The following is a 16,217-nucleotide window of genomic DNA, read 5'->3' as shown; positions in this document are numbered from 1 at the left end:
GCGGCTCCAGCACGGTGGGGGGTTTGTCGTGCGCGGACTCCGGCGGCGGTCCGTGCGCGTGCCCTCGCCCAGGTGTGCTCCGGCCTGCCGTCCGCTGCCGTGATGGGCCGTGGGCCAGGGAATCCCGCCGTCGGCCGCCACCGCGGTGAACACGGTGGCCGGATGACTGCTCGGCGAGCGCGAGTTCTCTTGCGCGCCGCCCGACGTTCCCGCCGTAGGACCGCACGCCCGTCGCTCACGCCGTACGACTTCGCCGTACGGCGGACGCGGGTGCTTCGGAAGCGGGATCGGCCCGGTTTGGTCCGGCCGGTGTCCCGGAAGGCGCCTTGAGGCACCCTCCGGAGTCTCAGCGGGCCGCCGCGCGGCGCAGTACCTCTGACGCAGCACCGCCGGTGCGGGGCAGCGGGGGCGGGGCCTCGGACAGGGCGAAGGGTTCCGGTGCCGACGTGGAGTTGGGGCGGCGTCCGCCGCGACCCTCACCGAGGACCTGCCAGCCGTCACGGGTCAGCGTGATGTAGGCGCCGCAACGCAGTCCGTGCAGTGTGCAGGCGTCGCGCAGGCCCCACATCCACGCGCCGTCCTCCTCCGTCCAACGCGCGTCGCCGTCACGGCAGTACAGCAGCACCGCCGTGCGTACCGGTGTGCGGCGGCGCAGGTCGTGCGGGATGACCCGGCGCAGTTGCGAGAGCAGCGCGTTGCGGAACATCCACCCGTCGGCCGGTGCCGAGCGGCGGGTGAACGACGCGCTCGCGCTGAGCCGTTCGTCCGGATCGAGGACGGCCACGATCGCCGTCGCGGTCGTCGGACGGTGCCGGGAGTGCAGTCCGCTCACGACCTCGCGGGGATTGCGCAGCAGGGGAATCCCGGCTGCGGCCCACTCCGCGGGTTCGAGCAGACGGGTCAGCGGGTTGGATGCGGCGGACAGGTCGGCAGACGTCGACGTGGATGCCGCCGAGGACGGAGCGAATCCGAAGGTCACGGTCCTCCCTTCGGCTACGCGCCCACACTGCGGGCGGGGTCGGATTCGGGGGAGCGCACACCGCAGCAGAGCCCTACCGGACCACGGACGAGCCGTGCGGGGAGCGGAGTTCAATTCTTCCTGTCGAACTTGGATGCGGCAACGAGCAATTGGGGCCACCGACCGGTATATGGCGGTGTGTGGTTTATATCCCTACCCGCTGTTTAGCCGTGCGACGCCAGGCACGCGCGCGTGCCTGACAGACAGGATGCCTGGTGTCACGCCGTGTGAAGTGGCCGATTGTCAGTGCCATCGGGTTGCATGGAGACATGGACAACCTGGAGCTCCGCGCCGAAGCCGATGCCGTTCTCGCCGAGCTGGTCGGGGCCCCGGAGGGCTCCGCGCGATTGCGCGAGGACCAGTGGCAGGCGGTGGCGGCGCTGGTGGAGGACCGCCGACGCGCGCTGGTCGTGCAGCGCACCGGCTGGGGCAAGTCCGCGGTGTACTTCGTCGCCACCGCGCTGCTGCGTCGACGGGGAGCCGGTCCGACGGTGATCGTCTCCCCGCTCCTGGCACTGATGCGCAACCAGGTCGAGTCGGCGGCGCGGGCCGGCATCCGGGCGCGCACCATCAACTCGGCCAACCCCGAGGAGTGGGACACCATCCACGAGGAGGTGGAGCGGGGAGAGACCGACGTGCTCCTGGTCAGTCCCGAGCGCCTCAACTCCGTCGACTTCCGCGACCAGTTGCTGCCCAAACTGGCGGCCACCACCGGTCTGCTGGTGGTGGACGAGGCGCACTGCATCTCCGACTGGGGGCACGACTTCCGACCGGATTACCGACGCCTGCGGGCGATGCTCACCGAGCTCGCTCCCGGAGTTCCGGTCCTGGCGACCACCGCGACCGCCAACGCGCGGGTCACCGCGGACGTGGCCGAACAGCTTGGCACCGGCGCGGGAGAAGCGCTGGTGCTGCGCGGCCCGCTGGAGCGCGAGAGCCTGCGCCTCGGCGTCGTCCAACTGCCGGACGCCGCACACCGACTCGCCTGGCTCGCCGAGCATCTGGACGAGCTGCCGGGCTCCGGAATCATCTACACGCTGACGGTCGCCGCCGCCGAGGAGGCCACCGCCCATCTGCGGCAGCGCGGTCACCAGGTCGCCTCCTACACGGGGCGCACGGAGAACGCCGACCGCCTCCAGGCCGAGACCGACCTGCTAGCGAACCGGGTCAAGGCACTGGTCGCGACCTCGGCGCTCGGCATGGGTTTCGACAAGCCTGACCTGGGCTTCGTCATCCATCTCGGCTCACCGTCCTCGCCCATCGCCTACTACCAGCAGGTCGGCCGCGCGGGACGGGGCGTGGCACACGCGGACGTGCTGCTGCTGCCGGGCAAGGAGGACGAGGCCATCTGGCGCTACTTCGCGGACACCGCCTTCCCGCCCGAGGCTCAGGTCCGCCAGACCCTCGCGGCACTGGCCGACGCGGGCCGGCCGCTGTCCGTACCCGCCCTGGAGGCGGTCGTGGACCTTCGGCGCACCCGCCTGGAGACCATGCTCAAGGTCCTCGACGTGGACGGGGCCGTCAAGCGGGTCAAGGGCGGCTGGATCGCCACCGGCAAGGAATGGGTCTACGACGCCGAGCGGTACGCCTGGGTGGCACGGCAGCGCGCGGCCGAGCAGCAGGCCATGCGCGACTACGTGAGCACGACCGGATGCCGGATGGAGTTCCTGCGCCGCCAGCTCGACGACGAGGGAGCGGCCCCGTGCGGCCGTTGCGACAACTGCGCGGGGCCCTGGGCCGACACCTCCGTCTCGGCGGAGACGCTGACCGCCGCGACGAAGGAACTGGACCGCCCGGGCATCGAGGTCGAACCACGCCGGATGTGGCCGACGGGAATGCCCGCGCTGGGTATCGACCTCAAGGGCCGTATCCCGGCGAAGGAGCAGTGCTCCACCGGGCGCGCGTTGGGGAGGCTCTCCGACATCGGCTGGGGCAATCGACTGCGCCCGCTGCTGGCCGAGGGTGCTCCCGACGGTCCGGTCCCCGACGACGTCCTACGGGCGGCGGTGTCGGTCCTCGCCGACTGGGCGCGCTCGCCGGGCGGTTGGGCATCGAACACGCCGGATGCGGCGCCTCGACCGGTGGGCGTCGTCGCCGTACCGTCCCTGGCCCGCCCCCGGCTCGTGGGTTCCCTCGCCGAGGGCATCGCCGGCATCGGCCGCCTCCCGCTGCTGGGCACCCTGACGTACACGGGCCCGGGCGGCGCGCATGCGGCGCGTCGCAGCAATTCCGCCCAGCGGCTCAGGGCGCTGTCCGGCAGCTTCGGAGTCTCCGACGAGCTCGCCGAAGCGCTGGCTCGCACTCCCGGGCCTGTCCTGCTCGTGGACGACTACACCGACTCCGGCTGGACGCTGGCCGTCGCCGCGCGTCTGCTGCTGCGGGCGGGGAGTGAGCAGGTGCTTCCTCTGGTGCTTGCGGCGGCGGGCTGAGCGGTGCGGTGCTTAGCGGGCTGAGCGGTGTGGCGCGTGGCGGGTTGAGCGGTGCGGTGCGTGGCGGGTTGAGCGGTGCGGTGCGTGGCGGGAACTGAATTGACGTGTCCGCGGCCGGAGTTATCCACAGGCCGGAGCGGGATTTCGCGATGCGCGAGATCGTCAGGGCATGACGAATCACAGCGAAACGACTGGATCTCCCGAACGTTCTGGATCTGCCGAAAGTGCTGCATCTGCTGAGGAAAGCCTTATGGCTTTCGAAAGTGGCGAGGCACAGGGAAGCGGCGAGGGGAAGGAAAGCGGCCAGGACGAGGGAAGCCACGAGGCGAAGGGGAGCGGCGAGGCGCAGGGAAGCCGTGCACGCGAGGCCGTCGGTGCCGGGGACGAGCGCCCCGGACAGGCTGTACGCGACGGCTCCATCGCGTACGACGGCCACGGCGACGACCAGGTGACACTGCGCACCCCGGCCGAACTGGCCGACGCCCTGCCCTATCTGCTCGGTTACCGGCCGGAGGACAGCATCGTCCTGGTCGCCCTCCGCGACAAGGACGGACGAGGCCGGTTCGGAGGCCGGGCCAGGCTCGGCATCCCCGCGAGCTCCGACGACTGGCCCGCCGTGGCCCGGCAGTTGGCCCATGGGCTGGTCACCGGCAGCGAGCGCAGGGGAGCGCGTCCCGACCAGATGGTCGCCTACCTCTGCCAGGAACCCGGGCCGGGCGAATCCGGCCGACAGGTGATGGAACGGCTGCGACCCCTCGCCCAGCAACTGCGGATCGAGTGTGGCTCCCGCGACGTCCCGGTGATCGAGGCGCTGTGCATCTCCGACGGTCGCTTCTGGTCGTACTGCTGCGTGAGCGAGGTGTGCTGTCCGCCCGAGGGGCAGTCGATGGGTCTGCCGGGCACCTCGGTGCTGGCGGCCGCCGCCACCTACGCCGGTCTCCAAGTGCGCGGCACTCTGCGGGAGTTGCGGGCCAGGCTGATGCCCTGGGAGAACGCCGCCGTGCTGGCCCAGGAGATCGCCCTGGACACGGCGGGCATGGCCATCGTCCCGAGGATTCTCGACGGGGCCGGTCGCAGTGGTGTGGCCGCCGAGACCCTGGAGCTGGCCGAGCTGGTCATGCGGCGCTTCGCGCAGGCTCCAGCGGTGTCCGGCATTCTCACCGCGGATCTCCGTGACGATCAGTTGCTGGGGCACGACGAGGCGGCGTCGCTGATCCTCGGCCTCCAGGACCGTACGACCCGCGACCGCGCGGCCGAGTGGATGGAAGGAGACGTGGCAGGGCCGGCCCTCCGACTCTGGCGCGCGCTGGCCCGGCGCTGCGTCGGGCCGTACGGCGAACATGCCGCGGCGCCGCTCACCCTCGCCGGCTGGGTCGCCTGGTCGACCGGCGACCAGCTGGAGGCCAGGGAAGCACTGGCCATGGCGTTGGGCGCCGACCCCGACTACCTCTTCGCGCGCCTGCTCCATCAAGCCTGCAACGAGGGCTTGGACCCGGAGTCGATCCGTCGCTGCCTGCGGGCGGAACGTGGCGACAGGGGGCGGCCGGAAGTGTCGGAAGCCGGTGACCCTGTGGTCGGAGGGGAGAGGGGCTGGCCGGGATCGGGAAGCTTCGGAGGCGACGCGGACGTCGAGGCGGCGGGATGCGGTGACGCGTCCACCAGTCGGGGTGGGGCCGCGGGACGTGGCGAGTCCGCTGGGTCCGTGCCGTGTCCGGCACCGGCGACCGCGACGGGTTCCGGCCGACGACGCCGGACGCGGTCCGGCGATGCGGCTGCGAGCGGCGCCCGTTCCGGGAAGGGGGAGGGGCGTGGGGCGGGGGCGAGTGCGCCACGTCCTCGCGCGTCAGTGGCGGGAGGCACGCGTCCTGGCGCCGCGCGCACGGGGCGCACGCGCAAGGGCGTCGATGGCAGTGGCCCGGGGGTGCGCGAGGGTGGTGCGCGCCCCGGGGATGCGGGGGATACGGGGACCGCATGACGGCGCGCAGGGCGGATATGGCCGACTCGACGGCTTGGACGGCTTGGATGCCTTGGACGGGGCGGATGCCTTGGCGGGGCGGGTGTCTTGCATGGATCGGGTGTGGCGCCAATAGGTCCGTATCGGCACAGCCTCGCCGCCATCCGGTCGGCTCGGGCGGCCAGAGGCGTGACCCGGGGGAGCCCTGTTCCGTTCACCTGAGTGGCGCAGCGGCTGGACGGGCGTGCCGACGTGTCCCCGTACACAGTTCCGCCACGGTCCAGAGTCCCGTCCCGCTGACGTCGTACCCGCCCGAGGCGCACCGAGAGCAGAAGAAGCCGCCCATGAATCAGCCGACTCCGCGCTCCACCGCCGACGACAACCGTTCCCCCGCCTTGCCCTCGGAGCAGCGTCTCGACCTGCCCCCGTTCGCCAACGGCACCGGATGGCGCGACGAACCGGGCGAGCGGAGCGGCTCTCCTGGACTCTCGTCCGCACCCCCTTTCTCTTCCTCTTCCTGGGAGGTCGATCCCGCGGAACGTCTCAGCCGGACGAGAGGTCAGGTTCCGCTGAACTTAGGAGGCCCGGACCCGGACCTCGACGCGATCGAGGGCCACAGGCCGCGCTCCGCAGCAGCGGCAGACCGATCACGTCTCTCGAGCCAGCCGACGACAGTCCGGCCGACGCCTCACGCCTCGACACCGCCGCAAGCCGTCGGGAAGGCAGGCCGCCCCCCGGCTTCACCCGCTCAGGCCGGCCGGCTCCCACCACCCCGCCGCACCGCCGACCTGCCACCCACCCACACCGCCTTGATCTGCGTCGCTCTCCCCGGCCTCGCCATCTCCACGGAACACGGGCAGCTGACCGGTCAAGGTCTGGAGGGGTTCTACCGGGCCGGCCGGCGCGTGCTCTCCCGCTGTCTGCTCCGGGTGGCAGGGCGTGAACCGCTCGCGGTCCAGGCGCGGATGACCGCGGCGGACAGCGTCCGGTTCCTGGGTACGGTCCGAACCTCACCGCATGTGGGTCCGGATCCGGACGTGGTCGTCGAGCGCATCCGCTACGCGGACGGTACGGAGCGGATCACCTTGTCCAGCGCGGCGGTTCGTCCACTGAGGCTGCCGGTCGAGGTGGCTCTCGGTACCGATCTGGCCGACTTGGGGGCCATCGCGGGCGGTGGTCCGGCACCGGAACTGCCCGCGAGTGTCCACGACTCCGGCCTGCGCTGGGCGTCCCCTATCGGGAACGTGTCGGTCACGGCCGACCCGCCACCGGCCGACGCCCTGGCCTCGGCAGGGCTGCTGCGCTGGGAGTTCGTCCTGCCGCCGGGCGGCAGTGCGAGCGTGGAGCTGCGAGTGCGACCGGACGGTGCGGGACCCGTCCGGGCCGTGGGCCGGGCCGCGACGAGTCCTCTCGCTCCCGCCCGGGCGATGGGGGACGACCCCAGGGCGCAGCACCTGCTGCGGACGAGCATCGAGGACCTCCAGGCCCTGCTCCTGCGCGACCCGGCCCACCCCACCGACATCCACCTGGCCGCCGGGGCGCCCTGGCGCTGCGGTCTGGCCCCGGTCGACGCGCTCACCGCGGCCCGCATGACCCTGTCGCTCGGCACCCGCCTCGCCGCAGGCACCCTGCGCACCCTCGCCCGCACCCAACTCCAGGGCCATGGACCGCAGTCCGGCATGATCCCCGCTCCCAGACGCGACGCGGGCCCGCACCTGCCACCGAGTTGCACCGGCACGGAAGCCACCCTGCTCTTCCCGGTGCTGCTCGCCGAAGCCCGCCGCTGGGGGCTGCCCGACGTCGAGACGGAGGAGCTCCTTCCCGCCGCCGAGCGCTGCCTGACCTGGCTGCGGACCACAGTCGGCGACGCTCCCTATCTGTGCGACCCGCAACCCGGGGGCCCGCTTCGCTGTGAGACACAGGCCCATGCCCATCGCGCGGCCCTGCTCGGCGCCGACCTGCTCGACGCCTGCGGCAGACCGGGCGGCGCCGGGCTGAGGCAATGGGCGAAACAAATGCGGGCCACCTTCCGGGAGGACTTCTGGATCGGCGACCTGGGGGGCGGGCGACCCGTGCTGGCCCGTGCCCCGGACGGCCGGCCTGTCCCGCACCTGGGTGCGGCGGCCGTCCATCTCCTCGACACCGGTCTGCTGGGCGCAGGCGAACTGGCGCCCGGGCTGCTCGACAAAGTGCAGACCGAACAGCTCGCCCGGCTGCTCGGCGGCCCCGCCATGGACTCGGGCTGGGGGCTGAGGGGGCTGGGTGCGAAGGAGGTGGGATACAGCCCCTTCGGTCACCGTGGGGGCGCCGTCAGAACGCAGGAGACGGCGATCGCTGTCGCGGGCCTGGCCGCCGCCGGGTACGAGAAGGAGGCGACGTCACTGCTGAGGGGCGTCCTGGCGGCGGCCGAGACGTTCGGCCACCGGCTGCCCGAGATGTTCGCGGGGGAGCAACGTACGGACGGAAGCGCTCCCGTCCCCCACCCGGCGGCGTGCCGGCCCGCGGCCACCGCGGCGGCCGCCGGGGTGCTGCTGCTGACCACGCTCGCGGGGATCCGCCCGGACGCCCCCGCCGGGACGGTCACACTGCGTCCCGTGCGCAGTGCGCCGCTGGGCGAGATCGTGTTGACCGGGCTGCGGATCGCGAGCGGCGCGTTCTCCGTGCGGGTCGGCCGGCTCGGCCTCGCCATGGTCGAGGAGGCGGCCGACGGGCTGCAACTGGGAACGTGACCTCGTACGACGCGTCGCCTCGCGAAGCCGTGAGCGGGCGCTGGGCAGGTACCGGACCGAAGTGGATCAGCCACCGATGCGGCCGACGAAGGGAGTGTTTATCGTCAGGCAGACGACTATGATCGCCGCATGCCCTACGACCCGTCAGCCTTTCCGCCCTTCGCCGTCACCGTGGATCTGGTCGTGCTGACCGTGCGCCGCCATGCTCTGTGCGCGCTGGCGGTGCGCAGGGGCGAGCCGCCCTTCCAGGGGCGCTGGGCGCTTCCCGGCGGTTTCGTACGGGCCGACGAGGACCTGTCGCAGGCGGCGGCCCGTGAACTCGCCGAGGAGACCGGGCTGCGTGCCCATGAGCCGGCGGCCCCGGCGCAGGACAACGGCGCTCACCTGGAGCAGCTCGCGACCTACGGCGACCCCAAGCGGGACCCTCGCATGCGGGTCGTGAGCGTCGCGCACCTCGCGCTCGCCCCCGACCTGCCCGCACCCCGGGCGGGCGGCGACGCCAGCAACGCCCGCTGGGCGCCGGTCGAGGAACTGCTCCAGCAGGGCGGGTACGGGCGCGACGGCGAAGCGGTGGCTCCGCTCGCCTTCGACCACGCGCAGATCCTGTCCGACGGTGTGGAGCGAGCCCGCTCCAAGATCGAGTACTCGTCACTCGCCACGGCGTTCTGCCCCACCGAGTTCACCGTGGGAGAGCTGCGCCGGGTCTACGAAGCGGTGTGGGGGGTGGCCCTGGACCCGCGCAATTTCCACCGCAAGGTGACCGGTACGCCGGGCTTCCTCGTGCCCACCGGTGGGACGACCACGCGCCAAGGTGGCCGCCCCGCCCAGCTCTTCCGGGCCGGCGGCGCCACTCTGCTCAACCCGCCGATGCTGCGCCCCGAAGTGTGAGGTCGGCCCAACCTCCGTCGCCGTGGCGGGAGCTGGGGCACCTGGCGATACCGGCAGGGACGGCTCGGCGACGAACACCGGTACGAGCGGCCTGACTACCGCCTGCGGAGCGAGCCGTGCGGTGACGGAAAAAACGGACATAGCGCGCTATCTTGCTTCGGGTGATCCAGGCCTTCGGACTGACCAGCAACCCCCGCAAGGAGCTTCCGCCCGCCGTCGACGACGTCTCCTTCGAAGCTCGGGCAGGCCGCGTGACCGCACTGCTCGGCGCGCCGGCGGCGGGCAAGACAACGGCACTCAGACTCATGCTCGAACTCCAACAGGGCCGCGGTGTCACCTACTTCAGAGGCCGCCCCCTGCACCGGATCGCGCACCCGTCACGCGAGGTCGGCGTGCTCCTCGGCGACGTGCCGGGCCATCCGTCCCGCACCGTCCGCGGGCATCTGCGCATGCTGTGCGCCGCCGCGGGGGTTCCGGTGCGGCGTGCCGACGAGGTCCTGGAGGTCGTCGGGCTCGTCAGCCTGCGCGAGGAGCGCCTCGGCACGCTCTCGCGCGGCATGGACCGACGCCTCGGCCTGGCCTGCGCCCTCCTGTCCGACCCGCACACGCTCGTGCTGGACGACGCCGCCGACGGACTCTCCGCCCGCGAGAGCCGCTGGCTGTACGGCATGCTGCGCGCCCACGCGGGCCAGGGCGGCACGGTGCTGATCACCACCGCCGATCCCAAGGAGGCCGCCCGCACCGCCGACCGGGTCGTCACGCTCGACGAAGGCAGACTCGTCGCCGACCAGGAGGCCGATGAGTTCGCCCGCACCCGGCTGCGGCCCCGCGTCGCCGTCCGCACCCCGCACGCCGCCCGCCTCGCGGCCCTCCTGGCCAAGGAAGCCCGCACCAGGCACCGTTCCGTCGAGGTCGTCCGCGAGGGCGGCAACCGTCTCTCCGTGTACGGCAGCACCTGCGCCGACGTCGGTGAGGCCGCCTTCCGGCACGGCGTCCTCGTCCATCAACTCGCGGACGAGATCGGCGACATGGGGCCGGGTGCGGGAACGGCTCCGAGGCGCGATGGCCTCCCTGCCGATACCCCGCTGACCTGCGGCGACGCGTCCGTCGAATCGGGTGCGACGACAGTGCCCGGTGAGCCGGATGCCTCGGAGCGGTGCGGCACACCGTCAGCCGACCCGCTCGCCACCACCCTGCTGAGGGAAGCGGGCACAGCGGAGAAGACAGGCATCCCCTCATCACCCCTGGCCGACATCGCCCCACCAGGCGAAGCCGACATGCCCCACGGCTCCAGCAGCCCCGCGCGTGAACCGACGGCAACCAACCCGCCCCAGAGAGCTGGCGACGTACCGCAGCCGAAGTCACAGCCACGATCGCAGCCGCTGACGGACCCACCGTCACCGCATGCGGCCCGAGACGCCGTGCATCGCGCCCAAGACGCCGCGCATCCCGCCACGCCTGCCGTGCATCGCGCCCAAGACGCCGTGCATCCCGCCACGCCCGCCGCGCATCCCACCACGCCAAGCGCGACGTCGCCCTTCACCCAGGCCCCCCGCCCCTCGACGGTCGCCACGCTCGACGCCCCCTCCGAACTCCCACCCCCCATCTCGGTCCGCCCCGCCCCCAGCCCCCTGCGCCCGCTCCGGTACGAGCTGCGCCGGGCCGCAGGGGTCGGCACCGGGTTCCTCACCGCGGCCGCCGTGCTCGTCGTGTCCGCCCTCACCGCCCTACTGCTCGCCCGAATCGGCCACACCCCGCAGCACCGACTGTTGGCCGCATGGCCGCAGGAGCTGCCGCTGCCGCCCGCGGCGCTAGGCGCGGGGCTGCTCGGGGCGTTCGCCTTCGGTGACGAGTTCCGCCACCCCGCCCTGGCGGCGGACCGCGGCACCGTGCCCCGGCGGCTGGGGCTGCTCACGGCCAAGCTCGTCGTCTCCGCCGCCACCGCGCTGCTGCTGGCCTTCCTCACGGTGGGCTGCGACACCGAAGTGCTCTATCTCGTGTACGGACGGGAGCTCGCGCGAGTTCCCGCCGACTGGCTGTCACTGGGCGCGAGTTGGATGGGCCTCGTGGTGGGCTGCGCCTGGGCGGGCGTGCTGGCCGCGGGCATCTTTCGGTCCACCACGGCCGGGCTGGCCGCCGTGGTCGCCGTACCGGTCGTCGTCGTACCGCTCGTACAAAAAGCCGTGGAAGGACCGGCTGTGCGGACGGCCGCGGGGTTTCCGCTGCGGCTTCGCGAGACGTTCCTGCTGCAGTGGCCCTTTGGTGGAGAGCGCTATCTGTCCGCCGTGGCGCGTGTGATCGCCCAACCGGTCGGCGGGGCGCTGGCGTTGTCGCTGATGGCTCTGCTCTGCGCATATCTGCTCACGGGCCTGCGTAGCAGGGTCCAATGACGACCGTCCGCGACCTTCCGGTCCCGCTCTGTGCACAACTCCCCACGGAAAGCCCATTTCTTTCCGATAAGGCGTCAATTGCGACGGGGTGAGCGATCACCCTTTCGTGTGCTTTTCACCAAAGACCTCAAGGGAGTTGGGGACGGCGCCGACAAAGGATCCGTGAGTACCCTTGCGCACACCATGATGACCGCCGCCCGCTCCGGAGACTCCGGTCTCGCCGGCCCGGGCGAACTCGACCGCTACCCCTACGCGGATGCGCCCGCCGCAGACCGCCTCGGGACCTCCGCCTGGGACACCGCGGAACCCGAGCTGGGCCGCGTGGGCCGACGCACGGCGGGCAGCCGTGGACGCGGACTGCACGGCCAACTCGTCCAGCAGCTTGGCCAGATGATCGTCTCCGGCGACCTGGGTGCCGACCGGCCCCTGGTGCCCGAGGAGATCGGCCAGCGATTCGAGGTCTCCCGCACCGTCGTCCGCGAGTCCCTCCGTGTCCTGGAGGCCAAGGGCCTGGTCAGCGCCCGGCCGAACGTCGGCACGCGCGTGCGCCCCGTCAGCGACTGGAACCTCCTCGACCCGGACATCATCGAATGGCGCGCCTTCGGGCCGCAGCGAGACGACCAGCGTCGTGAGCTGAGCGAGCTGCGCTGGACGATCGAGCCGCTCGCCGCGCGCCTCGCCGCCGGTCATGGGCGCGAGGAGGTGCAGCAGCGGCTCACCGACATGGTGGAGATCATGGGGCACGCCATGGCGCAGGGTGACGCGCTGACGTTCTCCCGCGCGGATGCCGAATTCCACTCCCTGCTCATTCAGCTCGCGGGCAACCGCATGCTGGAGCACCTTTCGGGAATCGTGTCGGCCGCGCTCCAGGTGTCCGGCAGCCCGGTCACCGGGTGTGACCGGCCGAACGAGGCCTCGCTGGCGCAGCACGGCAGGATCGCCGACGCCCTCGCCGCCGGCGACGGAACGGCGGCCGAGGCGGCGATGCGCCAGCTGCTGACCGTCCACCCGGAGGTGGAGCGCGTGGTGCCGGCGCCGCGCGAGCACTGACCACGCACCGCGGGCGGCGCGGCCGGAGGGTGCCTCCCCCTCCTGGGCACCGTTCGGCCGAAGGGCCGCCTCCCGTCGGACCTCGCAGGATCCTTCGGAATCCTGCGAGGTCCGACGGCGCGGGCAGGGTGGTTCGCGAGGTGGTGCGCAAGGTGTTTTCTTCCTCCCGGCGTCTGCAGGTGACCTCCTCTGCCCGTGTCTGACCGTTTTTGAGCGCTTACGGGGTGTGACTCGGGCCACGCAGATTGGGCGTAACGCTTGTGGAAACAACGCGATGACCTAAGAGGTGACAGCCGCGGAGGGAATACGGACGCCATGAATGGCGCTGTGCATCTTCCCGGCCCCCGCCCGCACCGTCGGCCCATCTCCACGGCCGGTGGTCGGTTCCTGTCCATCCCGGACGGGGCCGGAAGCCGTTTTCCAACGTTCCGAGAGGTTGTTCGTGTCGGCCAGCACATCCCGTACGCTCCCGCCGGAGATCGCCGAGTCCGTCTCTGTCATGGCTCTGATTGAGCGGGGAAAGGCTGAGGGGCAGATCGCCGGCGACGACGTGCGTCGGGCCTTCGAAGCTGACCAGATTCCGGCCACTCAGTGGAAGAACGTACTGCGCAGCCTCAACCAGATCCTCGAGGAAGAGGGTGTGACGCTGATGGTCAGTGCCGCGGAGCCCAAGCGCACCCGAAAGAGCGTCGCAGCGAAGAGTCCGGTCAAGCGCACCGCCACCAAGACGGTCGCTGCGAAGACGGTGACCACCAAGAAGGCCACCGCCACCGCCACCCCCGCGGCGCCCGCTGCCGAAGCCTCCGCCGAGGACGAGGCACCCGCGAAGAAGGCCGCCGCCAAGAAGACGACGACCGCCAAGAAGGCGGTCGCGAAGAAGACCGTCGCCAAGAAGACGGCGGCGAAGAAGACCGCCGGCGGCAAGGACGACGCCGAGGTCGTCGAGGACGAGGTCCTCGAGGACATCAAGCCCGGCGAAGAGGAAGAGGAGGGCGGCGAGAGCAAGGGCTTCGTCCTCTCCGACGACGACGAGGACGACGCGCCTGCCCAGCAGGTGGCCGTGGCCGGCGCCACCGCCGACCCCGTCAAGGACTACCTGAAGCAGATCGGCAAGGTCCCGCTGCTCAACGCCGAGCAGGAGGTCGAGCTCGCCAAGCGCATCGAGGCCGGTCTGTTCGCCGAGGACAAGCTGGCCAACGCCGACAAGCTCGCCCCCAAGCTCAAGCGCGAGCTGGAGATCATCGCCGAGGACGGCCGCCGCGCCAAGAACCACCTCCTGGAGGCCAACCTCCGTCTGGTGGTCTCCCTGGCCAAGCGTTACACCGGTCGCGGCATGCTCTTCCTGGACCTCATCCAGGAGGGCAACCTCGGTCTGATCCGCGCGGTCGAGAAGTTCGACTACACCAAGGGCTACAAGTTCTCCACGTACGCCACCTGGTGGATCCGTCAGGCGATCACCCGCGCCATGGCCGACCAGGCCCGCACCATCCGTATCCCGGTGCACATGGTCGAGGTCATCAACAAGCTCGCGCGCGTGCAGCGTCAGATGCTCCAGGACCTGGGCCGCGAGCCCACCCCGGAGGAGCTGGCCAAGGAACTCGACATGACCCCCGAGAAGGTCATCGAGGTCCAGAAGTACGGCCGCGAGCCCATCTCCCTGCACACCCCGCTGGGCGAGGACGGCGACAGCGAGTTCGGTGACCTCATCGAGGACTCCGAGGCCGTCGTCCCGGCCGACGCGGTCAGCTTCACGCTCCTGCAGGAGCAGCTGCACTCCGTCCTCGACACCCTGTCCGAGCGCGAGGCGGGCGTCGTCTCGATGCGCTTCGGTCTCACCGACGGTCAGCCGAAGACCCTCGACGAGATCGGCAAGGTGTACGGCGTGACGCGTGAGCGCATCCGCCAGATCGAGTCCAAGACCATGTCGAAGCTGCGCCACCCGTCGCGTTCGCAGGTGCTGCGCGACTACCTCGACTAGGACGCGGTCGTACGACGTCGAAGGCCCGGTTTCCCGCGAGGAAGCCGGGCCTTCGTGCTGGGCCCTCTTGCTGGGCCCTTGTGTCGGGCGGGCGCGGGTCGGGGGCGGCCGTGGCGTCATGGGCGCGGGTGCGCGCGGCGGCGTGGTGAATCACTCTGGGTTTTCCAAGTCCACCCCAGAGTGAGGAACGCGCATGCGTCGTCCCCTTTCCCGGGCGCTGAACCGGTCGCTGGTCCTGGCGGCCGTGGCGGGTGCCATACCGCTGGCGTCAGCGGCCCCTGTGGCCGCCGACAGCATCGTCGTGGGCGGTTTTCCCGTCGACATCTCGGACGGCCCGTGGACCGTGGCGCTGTCCAGTCGTGACCGGTTCGGGGGTACGCGCGCGGGGCAGTTCTGCGGCGGCGTGGCCGTCGGCCGGACCACTGTGCTCACCGCGGCCCACTGTGTGGGCGAGGAGGTCCTGGGGGCCCCGCCTAACAGGGTGAGCGATCTCAAGGCCATCACGGGGCGTACGGATCTGCTCTCGGATCAGGGACAGGAGATCCGCGTACGTGCCACGTGGGTGAATCCGGGCTACGACCCCGCCACCAACGCCGGGGATTTCGCGGTGCTCAGTCTCGCCGAGCCGCTGCCGCGCGACTCCGTCATCACGATGGCGGCCGACGGCGACACGGCGTACGAGCCGGGCACGGACGCGACGGTGTACGGGTGGGGCGATATCTCGGGCAGCGGCGACTACGCGCACAGCCTGCGGGCCGCGCGCGTCCACGTCCTCTCCGACGGCCTCTGTGAGCAGGCCTACCCGGGGAACGCGGACGGCACCTATCGCGCTGACTCGATGCTGTGCGCCGGGGAGGAGCAGGGTGGTCGCGATGCCTGTCAGGGCGACAGCGGGGGGCCGCTGGTCGCCCAGGGCAGACTCGTCGGGCTGGTGTCCTGGGGGAGCGGCTGCGGGCTGCAGGGTAGCCCTGGCGTGTACACGCGCGTGTCCGACGTCGTACGGACGCTCGGGTGGGGCGTCAGCAGGGACGGGGAAGCGAGCACGGGGCCCTGACAAGGGACCGTGAACCCTCACCCCACGAGCCCAGCGGGTCCCATCCGGCTCCCGTGGGCGCCTCGGGCCCGATGGCAAGGTCGGAGCCCTGAGAGCACCTGTCTTGTGGAACTTCTGAGGGCCCACCGGTCGGGCCTTGTGAGGTTTTGAGATCGATGGCCGCTCGGATCCTTTGGAGACTCCGGCGGCGATCGTCGGTATGAGCACGGACGGCCGCCCCTGCTTTCAGGGGCGGCCGTCCGCATGTCGGCCTGTGCCGATACCGGCTCGTAGTGGATGCGAGGTGTCAGCGCTCGTCTTCGGAAGCCGTTGCCGGAACGGTCGTCAGCCGCTCCGTCTCGTCCTGTATCTCAGCGGCGATCTTCTTGAGTTCCGGCTCGAACTTGCGACCGTGGTGGGCGCAGAAGAGCAGTTCACCGCCGCTGAGCAAGACGACGCGCAGGTATGCCTGGGCGCCGCAGCGGTCGCAGCGATCGGCGGCCGTCAACGGGCTCGCGGGGGTCAGAACAGTAGTCACGTCGCCTCTTCTCTAGCTCGACGAGCTGTCGTACCAGGGTCAACATCCAACCAGCCCGAAAACGTTCCCGCTCGGGGCTTCTCCTCGAAAAAATCTTTCGAGGCCGGCCGTCTGCTGCCGGTTGGCGGCGAATGTGCCGTATTGCGTGTCTATGTGTCTTACGGGTTCGCGCTGTCTGTCGATGTCTGTCCTCCCGGCTGGGTTGCCGGT

At 71.4% G+C, this 16,217-nt stretch carries 10 protein-coding genes; 8 read left to right on the top strand and 2 right to left on the bottom strand.

Going from position 1 to position 16,217, the window contains the following annotated elements; all coding sequences use genetic code 11:
* Positions 1–346 precede the first annotated feature (346 nt).
* Complete coding sequence (locus OG885_RS12845) at positions 347–979, bottom strand: hypothetical protein (protein WP_405730479.1); 633 nt, start codon at positions 977–979, stop codon at positions 347–349.
* A gap of 308 nt (positions 980–1,287) precedes the next feature.
* Between OG885_RS12845 and OG885_RS12840 the strand changes: the two genes are divergently transcribed.
* The 8 genes from OG885_RS12840 (at position 1,288) to OG885_RS12805 (ending at position 15,490) form a co-directional block, all read left to right on the top strand.
* Entirely contained in the window at positions 1,288–3,447 is a 2,160-nt protein-coding gene (locus OG885_RS12840) for a RecQ family ATP-dependent DNA helicase (protein ID WP_405730477.1), read from the top strand.
* Positions 3,448–3,616: 169 nt separating this feature from the next.
* Positions 3,617–5,422, top strand: a complete 1,806-nt coding sequence (locus OG885_RS12835) for a DUF4192 family protein (protein ID WP_405730475.1) — start codon at positions 3,617–3,619, stop codon at positions 5,420–5,422.
* Positions 5,423–6,213: 791 nt separating this feature from the next.
* Complete coding sequence (locus OG885_RS12830) at positions 6,214–8,130, top strand: glycogen debranching N-terminal domain-containing protein (RefSeq protein ID WP_405742713.1); 1,917 nt, start codon at positions 6,214–6,216, stop codon at positions 8,128–8,130.
* Between the two features lie 129 nt (positions 8,131–8,259).
* Entirely contained in the window at positions 8,260–9,018 is a 759-nt protein-coding gene (locus OG885_RS12825; RefSeq protein WP_399950273.1) for an NUDIX domain-containing protein, read from the top strand.
* A gap of 161 nt (positions 9,019–9,179) precedes the next feature.
* Positions 9,180–11,408, top strand: coding sequence for an ATP-binding cassette domain-containing protein (locus OG885_RS12820; protein WP_405730473.1), 2,229 nt, complete (start codon positions 9,180–9,182; stop codon positions 11,406–11,408).
* A 162-nt stretch (positions 11,409–11,570) separates the two neighbouring features.
* A complete protein-coding gene (locus OG885_RS12815; RefSeq protein WP_405730471.1) occupies positions 11,571–12,458 on the top strand; it encodes a FadR/GntR family transcriptional regulator in 888 nt (295 codons plus the stop codon).
* A gap of 442 nt (positions 12,459–12,900) precedes the next feature.
* Entirely contained in the window at positions 12,901–14,436 is a 1,536-nt protein-coding gene (locus OG885_RS12810) for an RNA polymerase sigma factor (protein ID WP_405730469.1), read from the top strand.
* 193 nt (positions 14,437–14,629) lie between these two features.
* On the top strand, positions 14,630–15,490 hold the full coding sequence (locus tag OG885_RS12805; protein WP_405730467.1) for a S1 family peptidase: 861 nt from the start codon (positions 14,630–14,632) through the stop codon (positions 15,488–15,490).
* Positions 15,491–15,776: 286 nt separating this feature from the next.
* Here the strand turns inward: OG885_RS12805 and OG885_RS12800 are convergent, their stop codons facing one another.
* Complete coding sequence (locus OG885_RS12800; RefSeq protein WP_399950288.1) at positions 15,777–16,007, bottom strand: hypothetical protein; 231 nt, start codon at positions 16,005–16,007, stop codon at positions 15,777–15,779.
* Between the last annotated feature and the right edge of the window lie 210 nt (positions 16,008–16,217).

The sequence above is a fragment of the Streptomyces sp. NBC_00028 genome, assembly GCF_045041065.1.
Taxonomy (GTDB): domain Bacteria; phylum Actinomycetota; class Actinomycetes; order Streptomycetales; family Streptomycetaceae; genus Streptomyces.
The sequence above is the reverse complement of the archived record's forward strand: the minus strand, read 5'-3'. Positions and strand labels throughout refer to the sequence as shown.

Coding starts and splice junctions, on each gene's coding strand:
- OG885_RS12840 (WP_405730477.1), top strand. CDS start 1,288: ATGGACAACCTGGAGCTCCGCGCCGAAGCCGATGCCGTTCTCGCCGAG.
- OG885_RS12835 (WP_405730475.1), top strand. CDS start 3,617: ATGACGAATCACAGCGAAACGACTGGATCTCCCGAACGTTCTGGATCT.
- OG885_RS12805 (WP_405730467.1), top strand. CDS start 14,630: ATGCGTCGTCCCCTTTCCCGGGCGCTGAACCGGTCGCTGGTCCTGGCG.
- OG885_RS12825 (WP_399950273.1), top strand. CDS start 8,260: ATGCCCTACGACCCGTCAGCCTTTCCGCCCTTCGCCGTCACCGTGGAT.